Origin of the sequence: Vibrio sp. A1-1, assembly GCF_021728175.1 — a bacterium.
Lineage (GTDB): Bacteria > Pseudomonadota > Gammaproteobacteria > Enterobacterales > Vibrionaceae > Vibrio > Vibrio diabolicus.
Window position 1 is genome coordinate 1 of the sequence record NZ_JAKKCL010000031.1, and the last position, 18,597, is coordinate 18,597.

Here is an 18,597-nt window from a genome sequence, read left to right on the forward strand (position 1 = left end):
GAATATTCCAGTATGACCGCTTATAGTACTGCATCTTAATCTTCATTGTGATTGCGTTCAGAGCACCCATTGACATCGGGAGGAAGTCCTTATAGTACGTTTTCGTTCCATTGGGCTTCAGACCCCTAAACCCCATTTGGCAATCGACGTAATAGCTGCTTGAAGAAGTTCTGTTCACACTTTGTGTTTAAATTCTTAATCGGTTTATATCCACCCCGCTTCTTTCCTCCCTTTGAGCCAATCAATACGCTTAGCACAATGAATAGAGCAATTGCTAACCAAGCATTGGAATTATTCAGTAAGTTTTCCATTGTTCCTCCGTAAAAAAGCCCCTACGATGAGGGGCTATAGATTTCTCAATTACTTTTATTAAGGTTTGATAAACTGGTATTGCTCACCTTGAGTGAAGATTGAGGGAACAATAATTGAATTGTCAAAGTAGGTTTTACTATTCCAAGATGTGTTCGGAAAGCTTGGGACGTAAATATAGAACCCATCCGGTAGTTGAGCTGAATACTCTTTGTAGAACTCCACGGTGTTTACTGGACTCACTTCTACTGAGTAAACGAATGGCATTGGCGGGTTTACGATAACCTTATTCCAGTTAACACCCGAATCCTCAATAATACCGTAGGTTAACTGAACCTCATTGCTGCCATCTATTGATGTTGCGGCTTCAGCTATAGAGTCGCCTTTTAGCTCACTTTCTTTTCGGTTAACTAGGCTAAAGGGAATCGACTTACCTGACTTTTCAACCCAAAATGCATCATAAGCACTTTCAGGCTTTGGTGATATTTGCTTCACCTGACCATATCGTGAAAGTACCTTGTTTGCTGCTTGTTCCATGCTGGTAACTATGAACTTTTCAGCCTCTACATTGCTAGCATATTTGCTCTTAGGCAGCTCTACAAACAGCCTAATTTGATTACTTGGCGCGTGACCTGATTGTGCAAGGTTTGCTACCGCGCCTCCTGCCACGCTGATTACTCCGGTCAAGTCACCAGTTACAATACTTAGCAAGCCCGTACCTACCGACACATTACCGCCGCGATACTCGCGCAAACTGGTTTCTGTTGCATCTATTTCTGATGTTGAAAAGTCCTTCAATGGACTCGCTATAGTCGAGCCATGCCAGTAGTCCTTTAAAAGACTTGTCTGTTTAGCTATGTTGTACGCTTCGCTCTGAGCGTTGTCATATGGCAAATGTGTATAGTCCTGCTTAGGTGCACTCACACACGCTGTAAGAGAAACTGCACTGACCAATATTGCTAACGTTTTTAAAGACATAATTCCCTGCACCACTAATAATTTAATTACTCTTATTCTACTATCTAAGCTTGCTTTCCTAACTCCTTTTAATCACTTTCCCATCACAGAAAATGACATACTTTATTTTGTTTCTATTTACTGCCTCTTGCACCAAGTGTTCGCCCAAAACCCCTAAACTCTCTAGCCTAAACTGACAATATATTGTTCTGTTCGCACAGATATCAGACTTAAAGTAGTCTTCTAGGGTTCCTGCACAACTTGCGAACGCGACACTGTTATTACTCATTACTCACCTATCAATTCTGTTGCTCGTTCCATGCATCTTCATAAGCATCTCTGCGAACTTCATCCACATCAATGTCGTCAAATCTATCCGTGTTTTTCTCTAATACATTCTGGCGCTCTGTCTCAGTGGTGTCACCATAGTTAAGTAGCGAACCACTACCGGTTAAACGCTCAATATCAATAACATCGTTTTGGATAAAGTTATCCGTTTCAATGAGTATTCCTACCCATTCATCTAGATTCACTTGATCCCAATCTACGTTGCCAATGTCTTCTATGCTTAATCCCGAACAGTTTGGATTCTTTGCACTGCCCCAGGACAAACCCATTTGAGGTTGCTGATATATTTGCTCCATCAAAATACGGGAAAGCGGGGAGTCATAGGCACAGTATGATTTTCTCTTTTCAATACACGCTCCTAAAACTTCGGTCTTACAGTACGAACCAAGATAATGGGCTGAAAGTAGCTCCACTTTCATAGCCAAATCGAGTTCTTCTTCTTCACAGGCGAAAACGATGTTTACGAGCAAATTGAAGACTACATATGCTAAATAAGCGTAATAGCAATACATAAGAGCCTGTCCCGCAGCAGCCATTTGTGGTGATGCTCCAAGTACTGCATTACCGGCAGCATCGGTCCCTGCCTGTTGAAAGAACATCCCCGCGACTTCAGGACCAAATGCTTCGGTCAAGAATGCGTTCGTATAGGTCATCATAGATTGAGCCATTGCATTCACTGCACCTTCACCAACAGCTTCTGTACCTTGTTGAGCAACCACATCAGCACCAGACGTAAATGTGCTCTGTACTGCATCAAAAGCTGTACTAGCGGCTTCGCTAGTCCAATTTGAAGCGATATCCCAAACTCCCGTATAGCCGTCTAAGCCAAACACCTGCCCTGTGAGGGAGTCCATACTCATCATGTGTCTTGTCAAAGTGATGTAATCACCAAGCGAAACGGTGACTGGCGATTCACAACAGTCCTGCATGCCACCAACCGCTTGCTTGCATTCCATTGCCTCACCTTTAAACAGTTCACATTGAACATTCGTTGTGCCTTGACCATCAGACGGTGCGCTACTAGACATCATCCCTAATAGCTGGCTTTGACCTTGAGCAAACATCGCCTTTTGGTAGTCAAATGTTTGAGCTGCATATTCGAACTTCTCACCAATGTATGCATTCATAGTATCTTGAGTGACACTATCTTCCGGCTCTGCAACTTCTTCTGCATAAGCTGTCGGCATAAGTGCCGAAGCAAGATGAGAGAAAGGAGCCACGGCATACGCTATTAAAGCCTGAGCCTCATTAGGATTGTTGGCGTCAATGTCGGCGTTCAACTCCAACTTGGTTCGAACTTTTGCTAACGGGCTAAGAGAACCCGACATACAACGGTTTTCGTCGTCACTCCATACAGGAAAACTACTTGGACATGATTGCTCTGCCTCAATATCTAAGCGACATGTATTTGTTGGCGCATAGTAACTAGTCCCTTCGGTGTCACAACTTAATCGCGGTTGAGAGCTTGTTTTCAACTCACACTGACCTGTAATTGTGCTATATGCATATCCATCAGGACAATTAGGGGCAGATGAAATCTCTTTGTAGCAAAGCCCATCATAATATTCGTACCCAGTTTGGCACTGAGGCTCACTTTCAACAATTTTCTTACACTTATTCGACACTGGATCATAACTGTATCCACTTGTACAAATAGGAGCCGTATCGATCTCTTTTTCACACTTATTAGTAGATAAGTTGAAGCTATACCCTGTCTCACAAATTGGGTTACTGTTTACTGTTTTTTCACACTGATTAGTTTGAGTGTTATATCCATAGCCGCTTTGACATAGCGGTGAAGATGTTTGGTGTTTTGTACAAAGCTGTAAATCGTCGTTGTATTGATATCCTGATTGACAGAACGGTGTTGATTCAACGGTCTTCTTACACTTATTCGACACTGGATCATAGCTGTACCCACTTGAGCAAATAGGAGCCATATCGATCTCTTTTTCACACTGATTCGTTGACAGGTTAAAGCCATATCCAGTGTCACAGGTAGGGCTACTGTTTACTGTCTTTTCACACTGATTAGTTTGAGTGTTATATCCGTACCCACTTTGACACAATGGACTTGATACAGTGGTTTTTTCACACATTCCTGATGTGGAGTTATAGCTATATCCGCTTGAACAACTAACGGGCTGTGCACTATAAAACTCACAAACATCCCCCTGCAAACTGTAACCATCTGGACAGGTAGCGATAGCCTCCGTTTCTTTGGATTGTAGTGAGCAGATCTCATAACGTATATTCGAATGACCTGAACCTCCTGCTTTTTGCTCACCTAGACTGTATTCCGTCCCATCATCTCCGATAATGCCATCACCAGTTAAATCAGCAGATTCAGAGTTGACTAAACTTCCATCCCAATACCCATGCATAGCAACAGGAATACCAAACGTAGGGTGCAAGGCGATATGAACAAAGTTGTTATCGTCATACCTACATTCTGTGTATTCATCTATACATACGTTTGTTGATCCAAAAACGCCACCGTTAGCACATGAATACTCAGGCGATGTAGTTAACACTCTCTCACATTGCCCATTATTCAAAGCATATCCGCTTGGGCAGTTAGGAGCTGATGTTGCTGTGCCTTTACATTGATCATTAACTAATGTGGAACCAGATGGGCATGTAGCGTTGCTTGCTAAAGTTACACTACACACACCATTTTCAAGTGTTTGACCTGATGGACACTCAGCTTGCTCAACAAGCAATCCATTACAACGATCATTTTCTAAAGATGAACCGCTAGGACACGTTGCATTGCTAGTTAAAGTTTGGCTACACATTCCGGCTTTTGAATCAAAGCTTTGCCCTGTTTTGCAACTTGGATCAGTTGTTAAAGTAATAGAACAGATATCATCTTCTAGCGTGTAACCCGATGGACACCCTGCTGGCTGAGATAAAGTCACGGTACACACACCATTTTTAAGCGCCTGTCCCGATGGACACTCAGCTTGCTCAACAAGCAACCCATTACATCGATCATTTTCTAAAGATGAGCCGCTAGGACACGTTGCGTTGTTCACTAATGTTTGGCTGCACACTTCTTGACTTGAGATAAATGACTGACCAGAAGGGCATTGAACATCATCAGTTAATGTTGCCGTACAAATATCATTTTCCAAGTTCATCGGATCGTCACAGGTAGCAACGTCATACAACAAACCGTCACAAACACCGGTTTCGGGATTGTAGTATTCATGAGACTTGTCGCAGTTATACGTTACCGGAGTCTCAAGGCGGCAAACATCGTCTTCGGAACTCCACATATCCGAACCCTGAACTAGCACAAATCCATCAGGGCAGGTCACGATAGGAGGTACTTCACAATACCCCGTATTCTCATTCAACTCATGCTCATCTGACGGACAAGTATTTGGCGTAGGTTCACTAACGGTATTAGTACACACCTCATAGAACGTATCAGTACCCACATTCTTACGAGCTTCGCCACAAGTGTAGGCAGTGCCGTTTTTTATGAGAGTTGTACAAGTCAGAACGCTAGGTTCGTTTGCAACAACAGTGTTATTCATAAGCACTTGAATACCGTCACGACGACTTACCGCATAAAAATCGTTGTCGGAATACTCACAAGCTGTTTGCTTCAGACATTTGTTTGTAGTCTTATCGTACACGGCTCCGGTAGGACAAGTTGGAACTGGTTCATACCTATCCGGTGGATTTGTTGGATCGAATGGTCGCTCCGGTATACCCTCGCAAGTCATATCCGCTTGGGCATACCTAAGCATCTCAAGGTAGGCGTTAACTTCGCCAAAATCATTATTGGCTAAATCTCTTTCAGGGTTATAACAGGACTCTCCGATACATTGTATTTGTCCATCACAGCGTAAGACTTCTTCTTCGTGAGCGGTTCCCGTAGAGGCATCAAAACCACAGTCATAGGTATCTAACTGTACATAGCACTCACCGCTAGCACCTTCAGCTCCTTCCACGCACTCTGTCTTTATGTAGCTACATGTTTCGTCATTCTCGTATTTAGCGCACTGGTTGTTATCGACAGTATCATTGTCGAAGCACGTTTTTACACCTTCAGTGTTTGTTGTACATATTTCCCCTTCGTTGAAAGCACAGTTACTCTGAATATCAACACGCTGACAAAATGGACTAATACCTAATCCCGCCAGTGGGTTATCTCCAAAGTTCTCTTCACACACTTTGACGCCATTGATCACACCACAACCATTTTCATCGACAGTGGTTGGCATATTGGCACACGTAAAGGAAGCCTCACAAAACCCATCATCGGCTTGCTGCTTTATTTGGTAGGCTTTATCTATCAAATCTTGGTCTGACCAAGTTTCTTCATACACCAAGTCTTCGACATCATAATTAATGGTTATCTTGGCATAGCCCTCCCCACTACCACTCACTGAAGTGCGATTTTTGAATTCAACAATGGTATTTTCAGGAACGTTACGAAAAGAATTGACCACATTGATATTCGGATTTTTAACCCAACTCGTGCTAAGCTCACAACTTCCGGCCGTTTCAGGCGGGAATTGGTCAGGATATGGTGCATTGTAGACTTTGCTGCTATTTAAATAGATTTGGAACCAGTCATCGAATTTCGCGTAGTCGATAATTGCCGATTGAATAGCTGACGGTTGAATAACTTCAACAGCCATACTTTCTTCAAAAATCTTACAACTCCCCTTCCAGTAGTTGTTCCCAATTGTTCCTAACCATAGAGTAGTGCAGCCATCACCACAGGAACTTATATTGGTTGCTCCTGAACTGTGCTTGATAACACCGACTTTGTACTCATGAAAAACGCTATAGCTCTCTTCGATAGCTGGAAGCTTTTCACAGGTTTTGTACACAGGAACGTGGTAAGAATCACCGCTATACACCAATTCTTTATCAATAGTGCAATTAGCAAAGTCTTGAGCAATTTCTTCTAAGTTATTGAACACATCGTCTGTAGCTGCCCAAATAGGATCATTAGCTAAGTCTGGTTTTTGGTTTGAGATTGATTTCTTTAGAATGTGGTAAGCGCGTTCGCCAGATGTTTCAGCCGTGGCTAGAGTTTTTTCCTCATACTTTTTTTGTGCTGCTTGTCCCTGCATGATGGTCTGAGCATCAGACCCATACACATCTACCCCTGCTGGTAGGTAGTCGTTATCACGTTGCCCCGTTATTTGCTTCTGGCTCATGTACACTTGCCCATCGACCAGAAGATTCCCTTCAGCATCATAGGTAGGGTTTGCTCGTTGATTGAGCATAGATTGAGCAAATGAGTTCGCATTAACTACCGCCTGATCAAACTCCTGCTGAGCATATGCCATGCGTAGCGGCAATAGAGTGGTTGTAATCATCACCACATAGCTAATTAGTTGCCCTACAAACCCATCAAACCTATCTCTTAACATCAAGCAAACCCTATTCTTTCGTCTATTTATGTTGCTTAGGCGGTATGAGCAACAGGCTCATCTTCACCGTCTTCAGTCTTTTCCATCTCCGCTGATTGCACAGCTTTTGTGGTATCCAAGACTTCTTTTGCGATCTCATGGGTAACGCCAATCTTCTCAACAGATTCAATGACCTCTTTTTCTTTACCCGCAGATTTGGCTAAACGCATCGCGGTTTGAGATGCATTGATCACATAGCGAGAAACGTTACGCATATGACTCTGAAGTGCCTTTTGTCGGTCTTTACGTTCACTTGAAGGAATGTGTCCGTTTAACCATGCCTGTTCAATCAAGCTAGTTAAAATGTCGAACTTTTTGATGAGCTGAATGTACTGACCGCACAGTGGCGAGAAGATTAGGTATTCTTCAGAAAACTCTTGTGTCCAAACGATATCGACCATCCCACTGTCTTCAACAATGTTGTTGTAGTGGTTAATCTTCTTGTTGAAGAACTTCATTTTTTCATCGAACAAATCAGCTACTTTTTGGTTAGCAGCTTCGCTAGTCGCTTCATCGCTGATGTAAAACAGGATCACATCAAGTGCATAGATAGCACTCAGCGTTTTATTCATGTACGTTTCAACAGCATTGATAGCTGATTCTGATTTCACACTTAGCATCTTCTTTATTGCAGGGCGTGAATACGCGCGTTTTTCGTTAGTAGCCATATCTATTTCTCCGTTGATTGACTTGAATTATTTTCTATTTGGAGCTGCTTCATTCCGTCAATGATCGTGAATGGCTGACCACACTTAATTGTTGAGGTGCACCCAACCAAGCTGACCAATATCATCGCGTTTAAAAGCCACACTTTACTCATGTGTCATTTTCTCCAAGTTCTGTTTAACCAGGGCAATGTACTCTTGCCTTGCTGCTTCCTTCTCAGGTGTGTTCTCCCAACCTGCGTTGTAAGCTCCCACCGCTTTCCATCCATCCGATGTAATTTCAAAGTTTCCGGCTAATATCCACGCCGAAACCAGCGTGTTTTCGCATGGATCATTCAGCAAGCTTTCTCTCGTGATCCCGTATTTTTTTAGTTTGGGAAACCACCACGAATTGATTTGACATAGACCGTAATCGACAGTCCCGTTAGAGTTTTTTCCATTGATGGCATTGGCTCTCATGCTCGATTCTGTAAAGCAAACCGCTTTTAGCAAAGGAACGCTTACATCAAAGCGCCTACCCGCTTCATCAAAGCAGAAAGACCACGCTGAAAAAGAAATCGTGCAACAAGCAACCAAAGCACTTCTAAGTAACATTGTTCGCACCTCACATTAGTAGTAGGTGGTGCAGCAATCGTTGTATCGCCACAGCATGTAAATCGCATCTTCTTGGGATGGTATGTTTCGCCATTCTCCCCACTGCAATGATGGTTCGCCTATCTCGTGCGCCTCGTTCCTTTCGGCTACGGGATACATCATGTTCATTTTGTATTGTGATTTTGGAATAGTTGGAAAAAGGGGAGCATCACACAGGGCATCATCACCAGTGGTTTTTCTCGCTAGTAGTCTTCGGTGTAGAGCTGCAACTGAGCGCGTTGCTAACAAGCTTGTTTTTGTGGCAATAGAACTTTTAGTCGATACAAAGCCAGAAAGCGGATAGATACCACCCCATGCCCCTGCGCACCAAAACAGCTCATCCATTGACTTACCAACAGCAGCAGCAGCCCCATCAGCAAGACATGACGCTAACGCGATAGGATTACCAAACAGCGCAGCTTCAGGATTAGCAAATGCCGCCAATTCAGCATCATTCCATGTTGGATCGAGTTCGCTAACATAAAGTAAATCCATAGACATGAACCCATCACCACAACGGTTAGCGACAACCATTTCAAGCATTAATAGCAAGGGGTAAGCAAAGTAGTGATAGTGCCAAAAAGCGTTCTGAGCGCCTTGACCACCCTCTTGCTCATTTTGTCCAGTAGATCCCCTCATGCGTCCATTAGTCATACCCATTTCAGCACCACCTAATGACATCATGCAGTCGGGTTCACGTACCAGCTCAATGAGCCTAGCCGGTTCATACATTGATTGTGTAAATCCTGGTACTGCTATCCCCAAGTCATCTTCACATGCACAGAATGCTTTTTTTGTAGCGTCACTAGGCGCACCATTTCCACTTGGGCTAAGGTTGACTCCTGCTAATCGGATTGGATACATGGCATTCCACGGAACGTCAGTAAACATAGACCCATCTAATACCCCACCATCACGACATTCACCGAGTTGTGCTACATCGTCTGCTAGTGTCATTTCACTAAACGTGATTGCTCCTAGAGCAACAGCTAACGCTACTTTCTTGAGCATGTAAAAAGTCTCAGTCTTCCATTTTGGTTTCACTGATAACAAAGACTTTTCTTTGATGATCAGCAGTTACGATGCTTGGTACGACTTGCAAATCAAACGCTGTGACTAGCTCTGGTTTTAGCTGATACACAGATGCATTGAGTTGTCTTTCTACCGACTTAACAGCATCCCATTTAAGGCTTCTATCAAAACGTGTTGCGATAAATTTGGTTCGTAGCGGTGATTCCGGTAATGACTGAACAAATTCCATTTGCTTACGGTCAGTTGGATCGAACACGACTAGTCGTTGAGTAAATGGGAGGGTATTCAGGCGATTAATTCTCTCTCCTGCGAACGCAATAACATCACCGTTCGGAGTGACAATATCTTCACGGACAACTACTTCCGGCACAAAGCTGCGTACTAGTGTTTCAGTAGCGTTCGGTAATGCAGTAAACGCTACGTTATCCCAAAACCTATCCTTTGCATCAGCAATCAACGCTTCCTTATCGAGCAACGCTGCACGTTCTTTTAGAACCTCAGTTAGATCTCTTTCAGATATCTTAACCATGCTCCCAAAATTTCCTAAATCACCTCGTTTTCCCTTTTCAAACTCAGTTTTTAGGTAGTTAGGGTTAACCAACCCAGCAGCAGAGAGAACAACCGAGTCCCCTTTGTACATAAGGATTTGAGGTGCATATTCAGCGTTAATATTTTGGAATGGTCGCGGATCTAGATTCACGTTAGGAACTTCAGGGAGGTCTTTAATAAGCCCAATAATTCGCTTACCAACATCGGTAATTGTCTTTTCTGTTGGCAAGATACCTCTTACAACAAAAGACACATCGTTGCGGTGAGACAACGATTTGAATAAGTGTTTAAGCTCACGTTTGCCCATAGCATCACTAACTAAAATCACATAGTGGATATCGGTTTGAGGCTCAACACCATCTTGATGTTCGGTTGCCACTTTAGTTGAAAAGGTTGCCGAGTGTATTGCTTCATTTTTGCGCAGCAATTTGTTCATGTACTCATCACCCAAAGCGTTCTGTCCTTGGGTTAATGCAGTTTGTTTGGACTGAACAATGCTATCAGGCATGCTCGAATATTCGGCACTGCTATCAGCGAATGCGGTGCCGGAAAACAAAATAAGGCTCAAGAGTGTTTGCTTAGCAACTACCATAACGGAATCGCCTCACCAACGATTTCATTGATATCTGCCGTTCCCCAATAGCGGGAGTCAAAACTACGCTCAGCCGGTGCAGTGAAAAACACTTCGTTATCTTTAAGGTGGTAGCTCTTATATAGAGCTTCCTGATCCACGCCAAGCTTATCTATCAATGGGTAGTCATCAGTAATGCGCTCATTATTAATGAAAACTCCTTTCGCATTCTGAATGACCTCATCACCTGGCAACCCTACTGCATATTTCGTTATAAGCATGTTGTCCTGATAGAACGGTGTCATACCCTTTGCTTTAAACGTATAGATTTTTCCATGCTCAATTTGACCGTAGTTTCTCTTTAGTAAATACACGGAAAACTCAGGGATACATCTCTCACTAGCGTCCTTGCCATCAACCACCAACAAATAGTGCTTAGTTAGTGTTGTAACTGCTAGGTGGAACGTAAAAATCATAGCAATTGCAACCCAAACCATTTTTATCGGGAAATTCAATGGATGAGCACGTTTAGTCTCTGTTCCTGTCATCACACCCTCACTACTCATTGACCACCCCATCATCTTCTACCAAGTGAAGCGTTGGTTTACTCTTACTCGGCATCTCAAGGACTTGTGCATCCATCATGGAAATAGTTTGAGTCACAGGCTCATCTAGAAATTCAGGGCGTTCTACAGGAAAGCGGATCATCTGCCTATCCTGTGCGACCTGCTTCATGGCTTGTGATAGTGGAACGTTATTTTTGGTGTACGATTCAATCGCTTGGTTATCTTGCGCTCGTGTTGAGTACATCATGATACGAACCGGATCTACAATAAGCCTTCCGATACCCATGCCAGCATTGGTATTGAAGAAAATTTCTGAGTAATGCCCAATTTCAGTAGTTACCTTCTTCAACAACTGATAACCAGCCGGTGGCAATGCCATCAAATCGTCTTTTTTAGCATTAGCAATGGTTGAATCTTTTTGCTTCAGGATAAAGGTGTTTGCAGCGTTCTCGGCAATCGCTTTACCTGATGATGATTTTTGCAAGTCCATAATTGACTGTGTAACGACAATGCCGCACCCACCATACTTACGGAAGCGTCGAAAACCTTTTTCAACGAATGCTTCAACAGCTTTCGAGTTACCAAGCAAGTCCCAAGCTTCGTCAATGATAACCAAACGTTTTACGTCACGGTTTTCTTTGAACTCGTGGTACATCGAGTGCGAGATTTGAACCATCAATAGGAAAAGAACTACCGCTTGAAGGCGAGGACGCTCACTCAAACCATCCAATTCGAGCACGTTGAAGTTCCCATTGAACTCTACGTTGTGTGGTTTATCGAAATACTTACCAAACTGCCCATCAGAACAAAACGCACTTAGCTGTTTGCCCATGTCACGAACACGAATATCCTCGTCTTCTAAGCATTTAGCGCGAATATCGTCAATCTTGGCTGACTGACGTTTCTCATTCCAAACCTGAGTTAAGATTCGCTCCATTTCGGAAGACTGTAGATCGGTCGGAGACTCTTTCGTGAATGCCATAGCAATCAAACAACCAGACAGCATTTCCAAAGAATCGAGAAATGCTTCAGGATCGGAGTCATCGATCATTGTGAAAGGGTTAAGGCTTAGGTCTGAGCCAGAGTCAAATGCAGTAAAACTCCCTCCAAGGCTACTTGAAAGTTTCTTGTAGGATTCACCTGCATCAATCGTCCAAACCTTATTACCTGTATTGAGGTAGGAGCGAATAATTTCGTTAGTTAGAAATGACTTACCAGCTCCCGACTCTGCAAAAATCACACAGTTAAAGTTGGTTTTTGAATCATAGAGGTCAATATTCATCAACTGCCCTGTTCGACTCACAAACTGTAACATTGGGGTTCCAGTACCTTTCCACTCAGCAAAGAGAGGAAGTATCGGTAGTGCATGGTTAGAAGCCATCGTGAAGTAGCGACGAGAGTGTGCTACAGCATGGTTACAAGCCCCGAACGGCATCAATTGGATGAATGACGGTACAGAGAATGAATCCTCTGACACCATCGTTACCCCTGATTGCTTCATGTAAGACTGTAAACCAGTGATACCGGCTTCAGCATCTTCTTCAGTTCGACCAAAGACAGCAGCCGAAAGCGTCACTTTGATCGCTTTACCCTTGTCCTGTAAAGATAATGAAAGTTCTTCTAAGTCAGCTTTCATATCCTTGATTTTCGGGGCAAAGTTAGTCAGTGAACTGAACGACTGTTTGATGTAATGACTTTTCTTAGTCTCTACTTGTCCTTTCTCTTTTGCATGGTCAGCGTAATGAATATTCACGGTGATCATGAAATTCTGGTTTACACAGCCTTGTCCATCGAATGGATCACCAAACCACTTAAATGCTTGACCGGTATAAGCTTTACGGGGAAAACGACGAACCGTGAGCATTTTCACAAATGTTGGGTTCTTTTTAGTACCAAGTACAACCCCATCCTGTGTTTTGAACACGCCAGTATTATATTGAACAAACTGTTCATTAAGCGTACTAAACTCATCAACAGGTAGTTGTTGCGTAGTTCGCCACTCAGCGTCTTCCTGCCAGTTCATGACCGTATTCATAATATTGACCAGCATTACGCTGTTCATTCGTCGTGGTGCAAGCTGCGCTTTAATCAAACGCTGTTCCATCGTTCTCTGAATGGACTGAATCTCCTGAATTTCTTCGGGATTCACATCCAATGACTCTACAGGCAGTTTGAATGTCACAAGAAGCTGGAAATTACGGACTTTCGTATTCTGAACAACCTCTGCCGAATCGCGTGTAGCTGACCATAGATAGCCTAACGCATTGTCATGAACCTCTCGATGCAAAACCTCTCGGCAAGAACTTCTCAGATAGTCAGAGCCTTTCAGGAACTCCCTAACATCAGGGCTAGCCCACAAAGAAAAGCTAAGCAAAGATTTAGTAGGGTACGGATCTTGAGATAGTAACAATTCGATTGTTGATAGCATTTGTGTGTCCCAACCACTAGTTGGCTGACAAACGAAGCTGAACGCCAGCATGTTGTCATCGCACAAAAACAGGTCAGTATCAGCATCAAACGCTAGAGGTCGAAATAAACGACTTGCTTCATTCTCATTAAACTTATAATCAAACATCGTTTATCTCCCTATTTAGTATTCTTTCGTAACCAGCCCAATAACTCGGTAGGCATTCCCACATGGAAAACGTCATTGGGGGCAATAAGCGTTGGTGACTCTTTGATATGTAGAAACTGTGTTAAGCCAAAGCTATTCATTACTTGCACTTCCCTACATTTGCGTTTGCCATAAGCAAACTGCTTATCAACAACCTTTTCTATTACTTGGTCAGTTGAAAGGGTTTGTGTCTCACATGCAAAAGAGAAGAACGGCTTAATGTTCGATTGGGACATTGCGGTAAATATGTAACGAATCTGGTAGTCAGCCGCATACTTGTTTAACAAGTACATTTCGTTGGCTGAATGCTCCAAAAATGGATCAAGAAAAACCGTCAGTACCTCCGATTTTTCTGGATTCACTCTTATGTCTACAACATCGGTTGTGTTTACATTAATGATTTGAATTGGGATCTTCTTTGCGGCGTCATGTAGCTGTGATTTGCTGTTAATCTCAGTGTTTTGCCACATATCATATAGCTGCCCTTTGATAACCCATCGAGGGTTATCGGTTAGTACTACGGACTCACTACCACCAAAGACAACAACAGATTTTGCATTGGGTAGTTTTTCGGCTTTACTCGCCTGAGTTAAGGATGCTTTTAGCTGTTCTTGAGCACCGTTGGTAGCTAAGGCAGGGGATGCAATCAAAGTTAAACAAAGAGTTGCAGGAATTAGTTTAGTGAATTTCATTACATCCCCCTAAATATTAAAGTACTGCTGAGAACATGCTGTTAATGATGTCTGGTGTGTAGTTCATACCTAGAGCAGCACCAACACCAACAGCAAATGCCATTAGACTTTGACGCATAATACCGATGACGATACCGACAATAACGAATGCGATAGACACACCTTTACCTAGAGAACCTTCTAGCCAATCAGTCATTTGATTCACCCATGAATCAAATGTTGTGTCCGTACCCGCAGATGCGAACGCACTGAATACCACTGCCAGAACAACTAATGACAAAGCGAACTTCATCTTCATCAAGTTATTTTCTGTAGCCGTAAAACTTACGTTGTTGTTAGTTGCGATCATTTTTTTCTCCGTGTGGTTTAAATGATTAGTTGTTATCAAAAGTTGTTTGTAGTTTTGCTTTCTCGGTTTTTGGTACTCGATATTCCTTCACACTTCGCTGTTCTGATTTGGAAGGGTTTACCAAGGACTTTGTCACCGGTGGAGCAATTCTCGTTTTTAAATTGGGATTGACAGTGCCAAGCTCCCAACTGCGTTGTTCGATATCGGTGTACACCATCGAAGACAAATGAAGGTCATCATTTGTATCGACAAAAGGTGCAACCCAAACACGTAAGACTTTCACATCTTTTCGCAGTACATCCCCATCGAAACTGAATGATTGAGGTACGTAATTAAATTTTGCCCCATAGGTGGAAATTTCCGAAATCCCTGAAGCAACTTTTTTATTTTTTTGTTTATTTTCAATATCTTTAAGCTCATCAAGTGTAATTTGTCTTGGTTCACCATCTTCGATATAAGTCAGAGTGTCATTCGTTACTAACGTGCCATCAGTCGCCTTATAGATAGTTCTAGATGAACCACAAAGAGCGTTTTCATCGCCAGCAGAACAATTAAATTCACTCTGACCAACTGCACAGCCACCCAATAACGCCGCAGATAGCAGCACACCAATAGCTTTAACTAAATTCATAACCCAGTCCCATTTGTCACAATCATGTCCACTACTCGACCCGCACCGACTTCAATAACCGGATGCATCGCATCGGCTAGTTCCATGTAGTAGTCAGCGAGTCTATTCATTGCGTCTGACGCACCTTTTGCCGCACCACCTTGTAATGCATCGGTACTAAAGACATCTTGATACTGTGTTTGCCCATTCGACGTTGTGGACAAAACAGGGACAGGGTTCACATCAAACATGCTGGATAAACCGGCAGCAAATCCTGCCATCATCGAGTTGGCAAGAATCTTTGAATTACGAGTAACTAACGTCCCTTTCAGACCATTTTTGCCATCTTCGCCAACAGCAAAGCTCCTGAAGTCAGCCTCGATAACTTCCCCATTAACTTTCACACAAGTAATTGACTCGCCACGCAACATGGCACGTTCTGAACTCAAGTCACCATAGCCAGCCATTAGAGCAAAGCATTCGTTTACCTCATCAAGCACAGCAAAGTTAGGTAAGATGGCTTCCTTCTTTATGCGAACCAAAACAGGAATAGGCTCATCGGCAGCTTTAGCACTAGTCGGAGCATCAAGACCTGTAATCAAAACGCCAGTGAGAATAGAACCTCTCGGCAAATAAATTTCAGGCTCGGAGTCATCTTTCTCAGGGGTAGTGTCCTCGACAATCGTAAATAGTCCTTCTGATCTAGTGTCTGTCTCAGCTACATGTCTAGGTGAAACCACTACATTGCGATCTCCCTGGTAACTTGATGACTCCCCGAAGCTCGGCTCCTGTCTACCACCATATGAAAATGAAGTACTCGATACCTTTCGCCTTTCAGGGTTCACTTGTAAATCTGGATGCTTGATCTCACCACTTCCCTGTTCTCTTACTGCATCAAGTTCATTGGAATAAGTTAATTGCTTATCTTTAAAAGCAGCTTGTTCTTGACGCAATTTTTCGAGTTGATCATTTAGCTGAGCTATTGTTCGTTGTGCGTTGCGAACATCATTGTTCAACCTCTTTGTGTCTTGAACCTTGTTTTCTAAGGATTCATTTTTCTTGTTGAGAATTTCCACTTCCTTTTCATAGTCATCCATCTTTCGTTTCTGCTGCACCAACTTATCGTTGATAGCTTCGATACCGAACTCTCTAGAATTGCGATCAGTGATGATGTTTTCTACTTCTGGTTTAGCTCTCGGTCTAGACCTCTCAGGTTCTAGGATGGTCATGATCGCTACCGCTGCAACAAAGACACCTACTACAGCTAGGACAACGTAGACACGACCTTGCTGTGATGGAGAGAAGTATTTGTTCATGAACTTGAGCTTCATTGTGAACCTCCCAATAGAGACTGGCGTTTTCGCTCGGCTTTAGCTGGAACTTTCACTCGATGATACATAACCAAAACTTCAGACTTTTGTTTTGGCATTAGCTGATACGTTGGATAAGCAACTACCGCTACGACACCTTCTTCATAACAGAGGTTTTCTTTGAACTTTACGGGACGCGACGACTTATTTACGACTGTACCAATCGACACAACATAATCACCACCAGAGACAAACTGACCATTATAAAAATCAAAGCTCAACTCTAACTGCTGACACTTCGGCAGATAGCTAGCGTTTACATTTTCAACTTGATAACCGGCAGGTAGATTTCCGGTAGCAATACCAGACATGATCGACACAATGGATTCAGTGCGAGGCGACGAACGCTCAAACCTTCGAGCAATCTCAGATCCTCCTTTGATTCCACCTTTCAACACAACTTCTTGTGGTGGCACAGGCATTGGCTTAAACACAACATCAATCGCTGCTGACTCATCACCCGATTCAGTTATAAATCCCCCGATATTGGTGTTGAGCTTCGTTGCCAAGTACACGACATTTCCTCGAACGCTATGCGTTATTCCTTCACTCTTATCAATCTTCAGCGAAGGTTTCTTAAATGGTGTGACTATACGGTTAGGATGACGATTCGAAATAACATACAAACCTTGCTCTTTATTTTCTGAGCTTGTCGCTTGCTGCGCCGCTGTACTGTTCGAATTGAACTTAGCCATATCCGTTGCACTTGCCAGAGATGATGCTCCACAAACTGCCAAGAGTAAGGACACTTTTTTAATCGAGGTCATCATTTATCTGCCTCCAACTTCTTACGGTTTTTTTGCTTCCATTCACTGTCATGTGGAACGTCGTCGTACACATCTATGTAATCAAAAGTAGGTGTGTAATTCTGGACATCGAAAATGAACTCATAGGTACGAACATACTTATCCGCCTTTCCTGTCATCCCCTGCATTGAACCTTTACCGGTAACAAAGGTTTTACCGTCCTCAACAAACGCACGTTCCGCTGAAAACTTCATGGTCACTTCTTCTTCAACTAGGCTAGCTATTTGGTAAGCGATAAGGTCATTAACCTTGTGATAGATTTCAGGAGAAGCGAAAGGTGCCACGGCTGACTCTACGTATGAAGCTGAAGCCGGTGTAATGTTTCCTAACATTCCTGCCAAGTAGAAACCTAAGCGTCGATGATTCGCTTCATTCATTGAACTAGACGAAATCTCTGACTCCTGACACGACTCATTTAAGTTGTTTATAACAACGGTATCTTTCTGGAAGTTCCCCCAAAGTGACACGCCGAGCATGACTACTAACCCCGCATTGGCGTAGCTTATTGCCGCACTCTGACCTCTCATTTCAGAAAAGCTTTTTTTCAAATTTTGGAAATTCATGGTTTATCCCTAAGTCGTTTGCTACGAATGCCACTCATCTACTAACGGAGGCTGCATAGAACTACGCTGTTCTACCTTCTCAAATGCAAACCCCATTTCACGGAAACGATGAATGAAGTAGCCCCTCGGCTTACCATCTCGAATCCTGATATAAGTGACCTTGGCAAAATAACCTGCCAGCAGCCCAAGCATGGGAGAGTTAATAATGATGCCCACGACTAGCCCAATAGCTACTGTTGCAATTTCATCGTACTGCCAGATTAGAAAATGGACGGGTTCATCAACTAGATCCGGCATTGAGATAGGTTTTTCATCCGACATTTAAACGCCTCGTATTTATTGCCTTTCTCATATGTTAATGATGCTTTTAAATTTCCAAAATCGACGGAGAAAGAGTAAGCGCGTCATAAACACCGCATTCTAATCGTCTAGCCCGAATAATAAGATCAAACCTCCAACCCAAAGGAGATTTGAAATGGCTAAACGACGCACTAACCAAGAGTGGCGAACCCTGTTCGAGCA

16 protein-coding genes are annotated in these 18,597 nt (G+C 43.0%); all 16 read right to left on the reverse strand.

Annotated features, from left to right (window positions below):
- Positions 1 to 125 precede the first annotated feature (125 nt).
- On the reverse strand, positions 126 to 311 hold the full coding sequence (locus L3V30_RS23370) for a hypothetical protein (RefSeq protein ID WP_237310059.1): 186 nt from the start codon (positions 309 to 311) through the stop codon (positions 126 to 128).
- A 58-nt stretch (positions 312 to 369) separates the two neighbouring features.
- The gene (locus L3V30_RS23375) at positions 370 to 1,287 is read right to left on the reverse strand and encodes a hypothetical protein (protein WP_140134596.1); all 918 of its coding nucleotides are present in this window, start codon (positions 1,285 to 1,287) and stop codon (positions 370 to 372) included.
- Positions 1,288 to 1,565: 278 nt separating this feature from the next.
- Positions 1,566 to 7,016, reverse strand: coding sequence for a conjugal transfer protein TraN (traN, locus tag L3V30_RS23380; RefSeq protein ID WP_140150388.1), 5,451 nt, complete (start codon positions 7,014 to 7,016; stop codon positions 1,566 to 1,568).
- A gap of 35 nt (positions 7,017 to 7,051) precedes the next feature.
- A complete protein-coding gene (locus L3V30_RS23385) occupies positions 7,052 to 7,723 on the reverse strand; it encodes a hypothetical protein (protein ID WP_025624955.1) in 672 nt (223 codons plus the stop codon).
- A gap of 144 nt (positions 7,724 to 7,867) precedes the next feature.
- Positions 7,868 to 8,314, reverse strand: coding sequence for a lytic transglycosylase domain-containing protein (locus L3V30_RS23390; RefSeq protein WP_025624954.1), 447 nt, complete (start codon positions 8,312 to 8,314; stop codon positions 7,868 to 7,870).
- Positions 8,315 to 8,329: 15 nt separating this feature from the next.
- Complete coding sequence (locus L3V30_RS23395) at positions 8,330 to 9,364, reverse strand: TraU family protein (protein WP_025624953.1); 1,035 nt, start codon at positions 9,362 to 9,364, stop codon at positions 8,330 to 8,332.
- A gap of 10 nt (positions 9,365 to 9,374) precedes the next feature.
- The gene (locus L3V30_RS23400; protein ID WP_025624951.1) at positions 9,375 to 10,526 is read right to left on the reverse strand and encodes a TrbC family F-type conjugative pilus assembly protein; all 1,152 of its coding nucleotides are present in this window, start codon (positions 10,524 to 10,526) and stop codon (positions 9,375 to 9,377) included.
- Positions 10,520 to 11,071, reverse strand: a complete 552-nt coding sequence (locus L3V30_RS23405) for a S26 family signal peptidase (protein WP_180766959.1) — start codon at positions 11,069 to 11,071, stop codon at positions 10,520 to 10,522. Before L3V30_RS23405 ends, L3V30_RS23400 begins: the two co-directional genes overlap by 7 nt.
- The gene (traC, locus tag L3V30_RS23410; protein WP_140134604.1) at positions 11,064 to 13,646 is read right to left on the reverse strand and encodes a type IV secretion system protein TraC; all 2,583 of its coding nucleotides are present in this window, start codon (positions 13,644 to 13,646) and stop codon (positions 11,064 to 11,066) included. The genes L3V30_RS23405 and traC overlap by 8 nt, the downstream gene beginning before the upstream one ends.
- A gap of 11 nt (positions 13,647 to 13,657) precedes the next feature.
- Complete coding sequence (locus tag L3V30_RS23415) at positions 13,658 to 14,377, reverse strand: hypothetical protein (RefSeq protein WP_140134606.1); 720 nt, start codon at positions 14,375 to 14,377, stop codon at positions 13,658 to 13,660.
- A 16-nt stretch (positions 14,378 to 14,393) separates the two neighbouring features.
- The gene (gene traA / locus L3V30_RS23420) at positions 14,394 to 14,726 is read right to left on the reverse strand and encodes a TraA family conjugative transfer protein (RefSeq protein ID WP_212733967.1); all 333 of its coding nucleotides are present in this window, start codon (positions 14,724 to 14,726) and stop codon (positions 14,394 to 14,396) included.
- A 25-nt stretch (positions 14,727 to 14,751) separates the two neighbouring features.
- Positions 14,752 to 15,357 (reverse strand): type IV conjugative transfer system lipoprotein TraV, encoded by a 606-nt coding sequence (traV, locus tag L3V30_RS23425; protein WP_140134608.1) that lies wholly within the window; start codon positions 15,355 to 15,357, stop codon positions 14,752 to 14,754.
- Positions 15,354 to 16,667, reverse strand: coding sequence for a TrbI/VirB10 family protein (locus tag L3V30_RS23430; RefSeq protein ID WP_140301936.1), 1,314 nt, complete (start codon positions 16,665 to 16,667; stop codon positions 15,354 to 15,356). The genes traV and L3V30_RS23430 overlap by 4 nt, the downstream gene beginning before the upstream one ends.
- Positions 16,664 to 17,476: a type-F conjugative transfer system secretin TraK gene (locus tag L3V30_RS23435; protein ID WP_140134612.1), complete on the reverse strand. Its 813-nt coding sequence runs from the start codon at positions 17,474 to 17,476 to the stop codon at positions 16,664 to 16,666. The genes L3V30_RS23430 and L3V30_RS23435 overlap by 4 nt, the downstream gene beginning before the upstream one ends.
- The gene (locus tag L3V30_RS23440; RefSeq protein ID WP_140134614.1) at positions 17,473 to 18,075 is read right to left on the reverse strand and encodes a TraE/TraK family type IV conjugative transfer system protein; all 603 of its coding nucleotides are present in this window, start codon (positions 18,073 to 18,075) and stop codon (positions 17,473 to 17,475) included. Before L3V30_RS23440 ends, L3V30_RS23435 begins: the two co-directional genes overlap by 4 nt.
- A gap of 21 nt (positions 18,076 to 18,096) precedes the next feature.
- Positions 18,097 to 18,396: a type IV conjugative transfer system protein TraL gene (locus tag L3V30_RS23445; protein WP_025624840.1), complete on the reverse strand. Its 300-nt coding sequence runs from the start codon at positions 18,394 to 18,396 to the stop codon at positions 18,097 to 18,099.
- Positions 18,397 to 18,597: the final 201 nt, after the last annotated feature.

Bases quoted from the DNA above. Each gene is read 5' to 3' on its own strand.
- L3V30_RS23370 (WP_237310059.1), bottom strand. From the start codon at position 311: ATGGAAAACTTACTGAATAATTCCAATGCTTGGTTAGCAATTGCTCTA.
- L3V30_RS23375 (WP_140134596.1), bottom strand. From the start codon at position 1,287: ATGTCTTTAAAAACGTTAGCAATATTGGTCAGTGCAGTTTCTCTTACA.
- traN (WP_140150388.1), bottom strand. From the start codon at position 7,016: ATGTTAAGAGATAGGTTTGATGGGTTTGTAGGGCAACTAATTAGCTAT.
- L3V30_RS23385 (WP_025624955.1), bottom strand. From the start codon at position 7,723: ATGGCTACTAACGAAAAACGCGCGTATTCACGCCCTGCAATAAAGAAG.
- L3V30_RS23390 (WP_025624954.1), bottom strand. From the start codon at position 8,314: ATGTTACTTAGAAGTGCTTTGGTTGCTTGTTGCACGATTTCTTTTTCA.
- L3V30_RS23395 (WP_025624953.1), bottom strand. From the start codon at position 9,364: ATGCTCAAGAAAGTAGCGTTAGCTGTTGCTCTAGGAGCAATCACGTTT.
- L3V30_RS23400 (WP_025624951.1), bottom strand. From the start codon at position 10,526: ATGGTAGTTGCTAAGCAAACACTCTTGAGCCTTATTTTGTTTTCCGGC.
- L3V30_RS23405 (WP_180766959.1), bottom strand. From the start codon at position 11,071: ATGAGTAGTGAGGGTGTGATGACAGGAACAGAGACTAAACGTGCTCAT.
- traC (WP_140134604.1), bottom strand. From the start codon at position 13,646: ATGTTTGATTATAAGTTTAATGAGAATGAAGCAAGTCGTTTATTTCGA.
- L3V30_RS23415 (WP_140134606.1), bottom strand. From the start codon at position 14,377: ATGAAATTCACTAAACTAATTCCTGCAACTCTTTGTTTAACTTTGATT.
- traA (WP_212733967.1), bottom strand. From the start codon at position 14,726: ATGATCGCAACTAACAACAACGTAAGTTTTACGGCTACAGAAAATAAC.
- traV (WP_140134608.1), bottom strand. From the start codon at position 15,357: ATGAATTTAGTTAAAGCTATTGGTGTGCTGCTATCTGCGGCGTTATTG.
- L3V30_RS23430 (WP_140301936.1), bottom strand. From the start codon at position 16,667: ATGAAGCTCAAGTTCATGAACAAATACTTCTCTCCATCACAGCAAGGT.
- L3V30_RS23435 (WP_140134612.1), bottom strand. From the start codon at position 17,476: ATGATGACCTCGATTAAAAAAGTGTCCTTACTCTTGGCAGTTTGTGGA.
- L3V30_RS23440 (WP_140134614.1), bottom strand. From the start codon at position 18,075: ATGAATTTCCAAAATTTGAAAAAAAGCTTTTCTGAAATGAGAGGTCAG.
- L3V30_RS23445 (WP_025624840.1), bottom strand. From the start codon at position 18,396: ATGTCGGATGAAAAACCTATCTCAATGCCGGATCTAGTTGATGAACCC.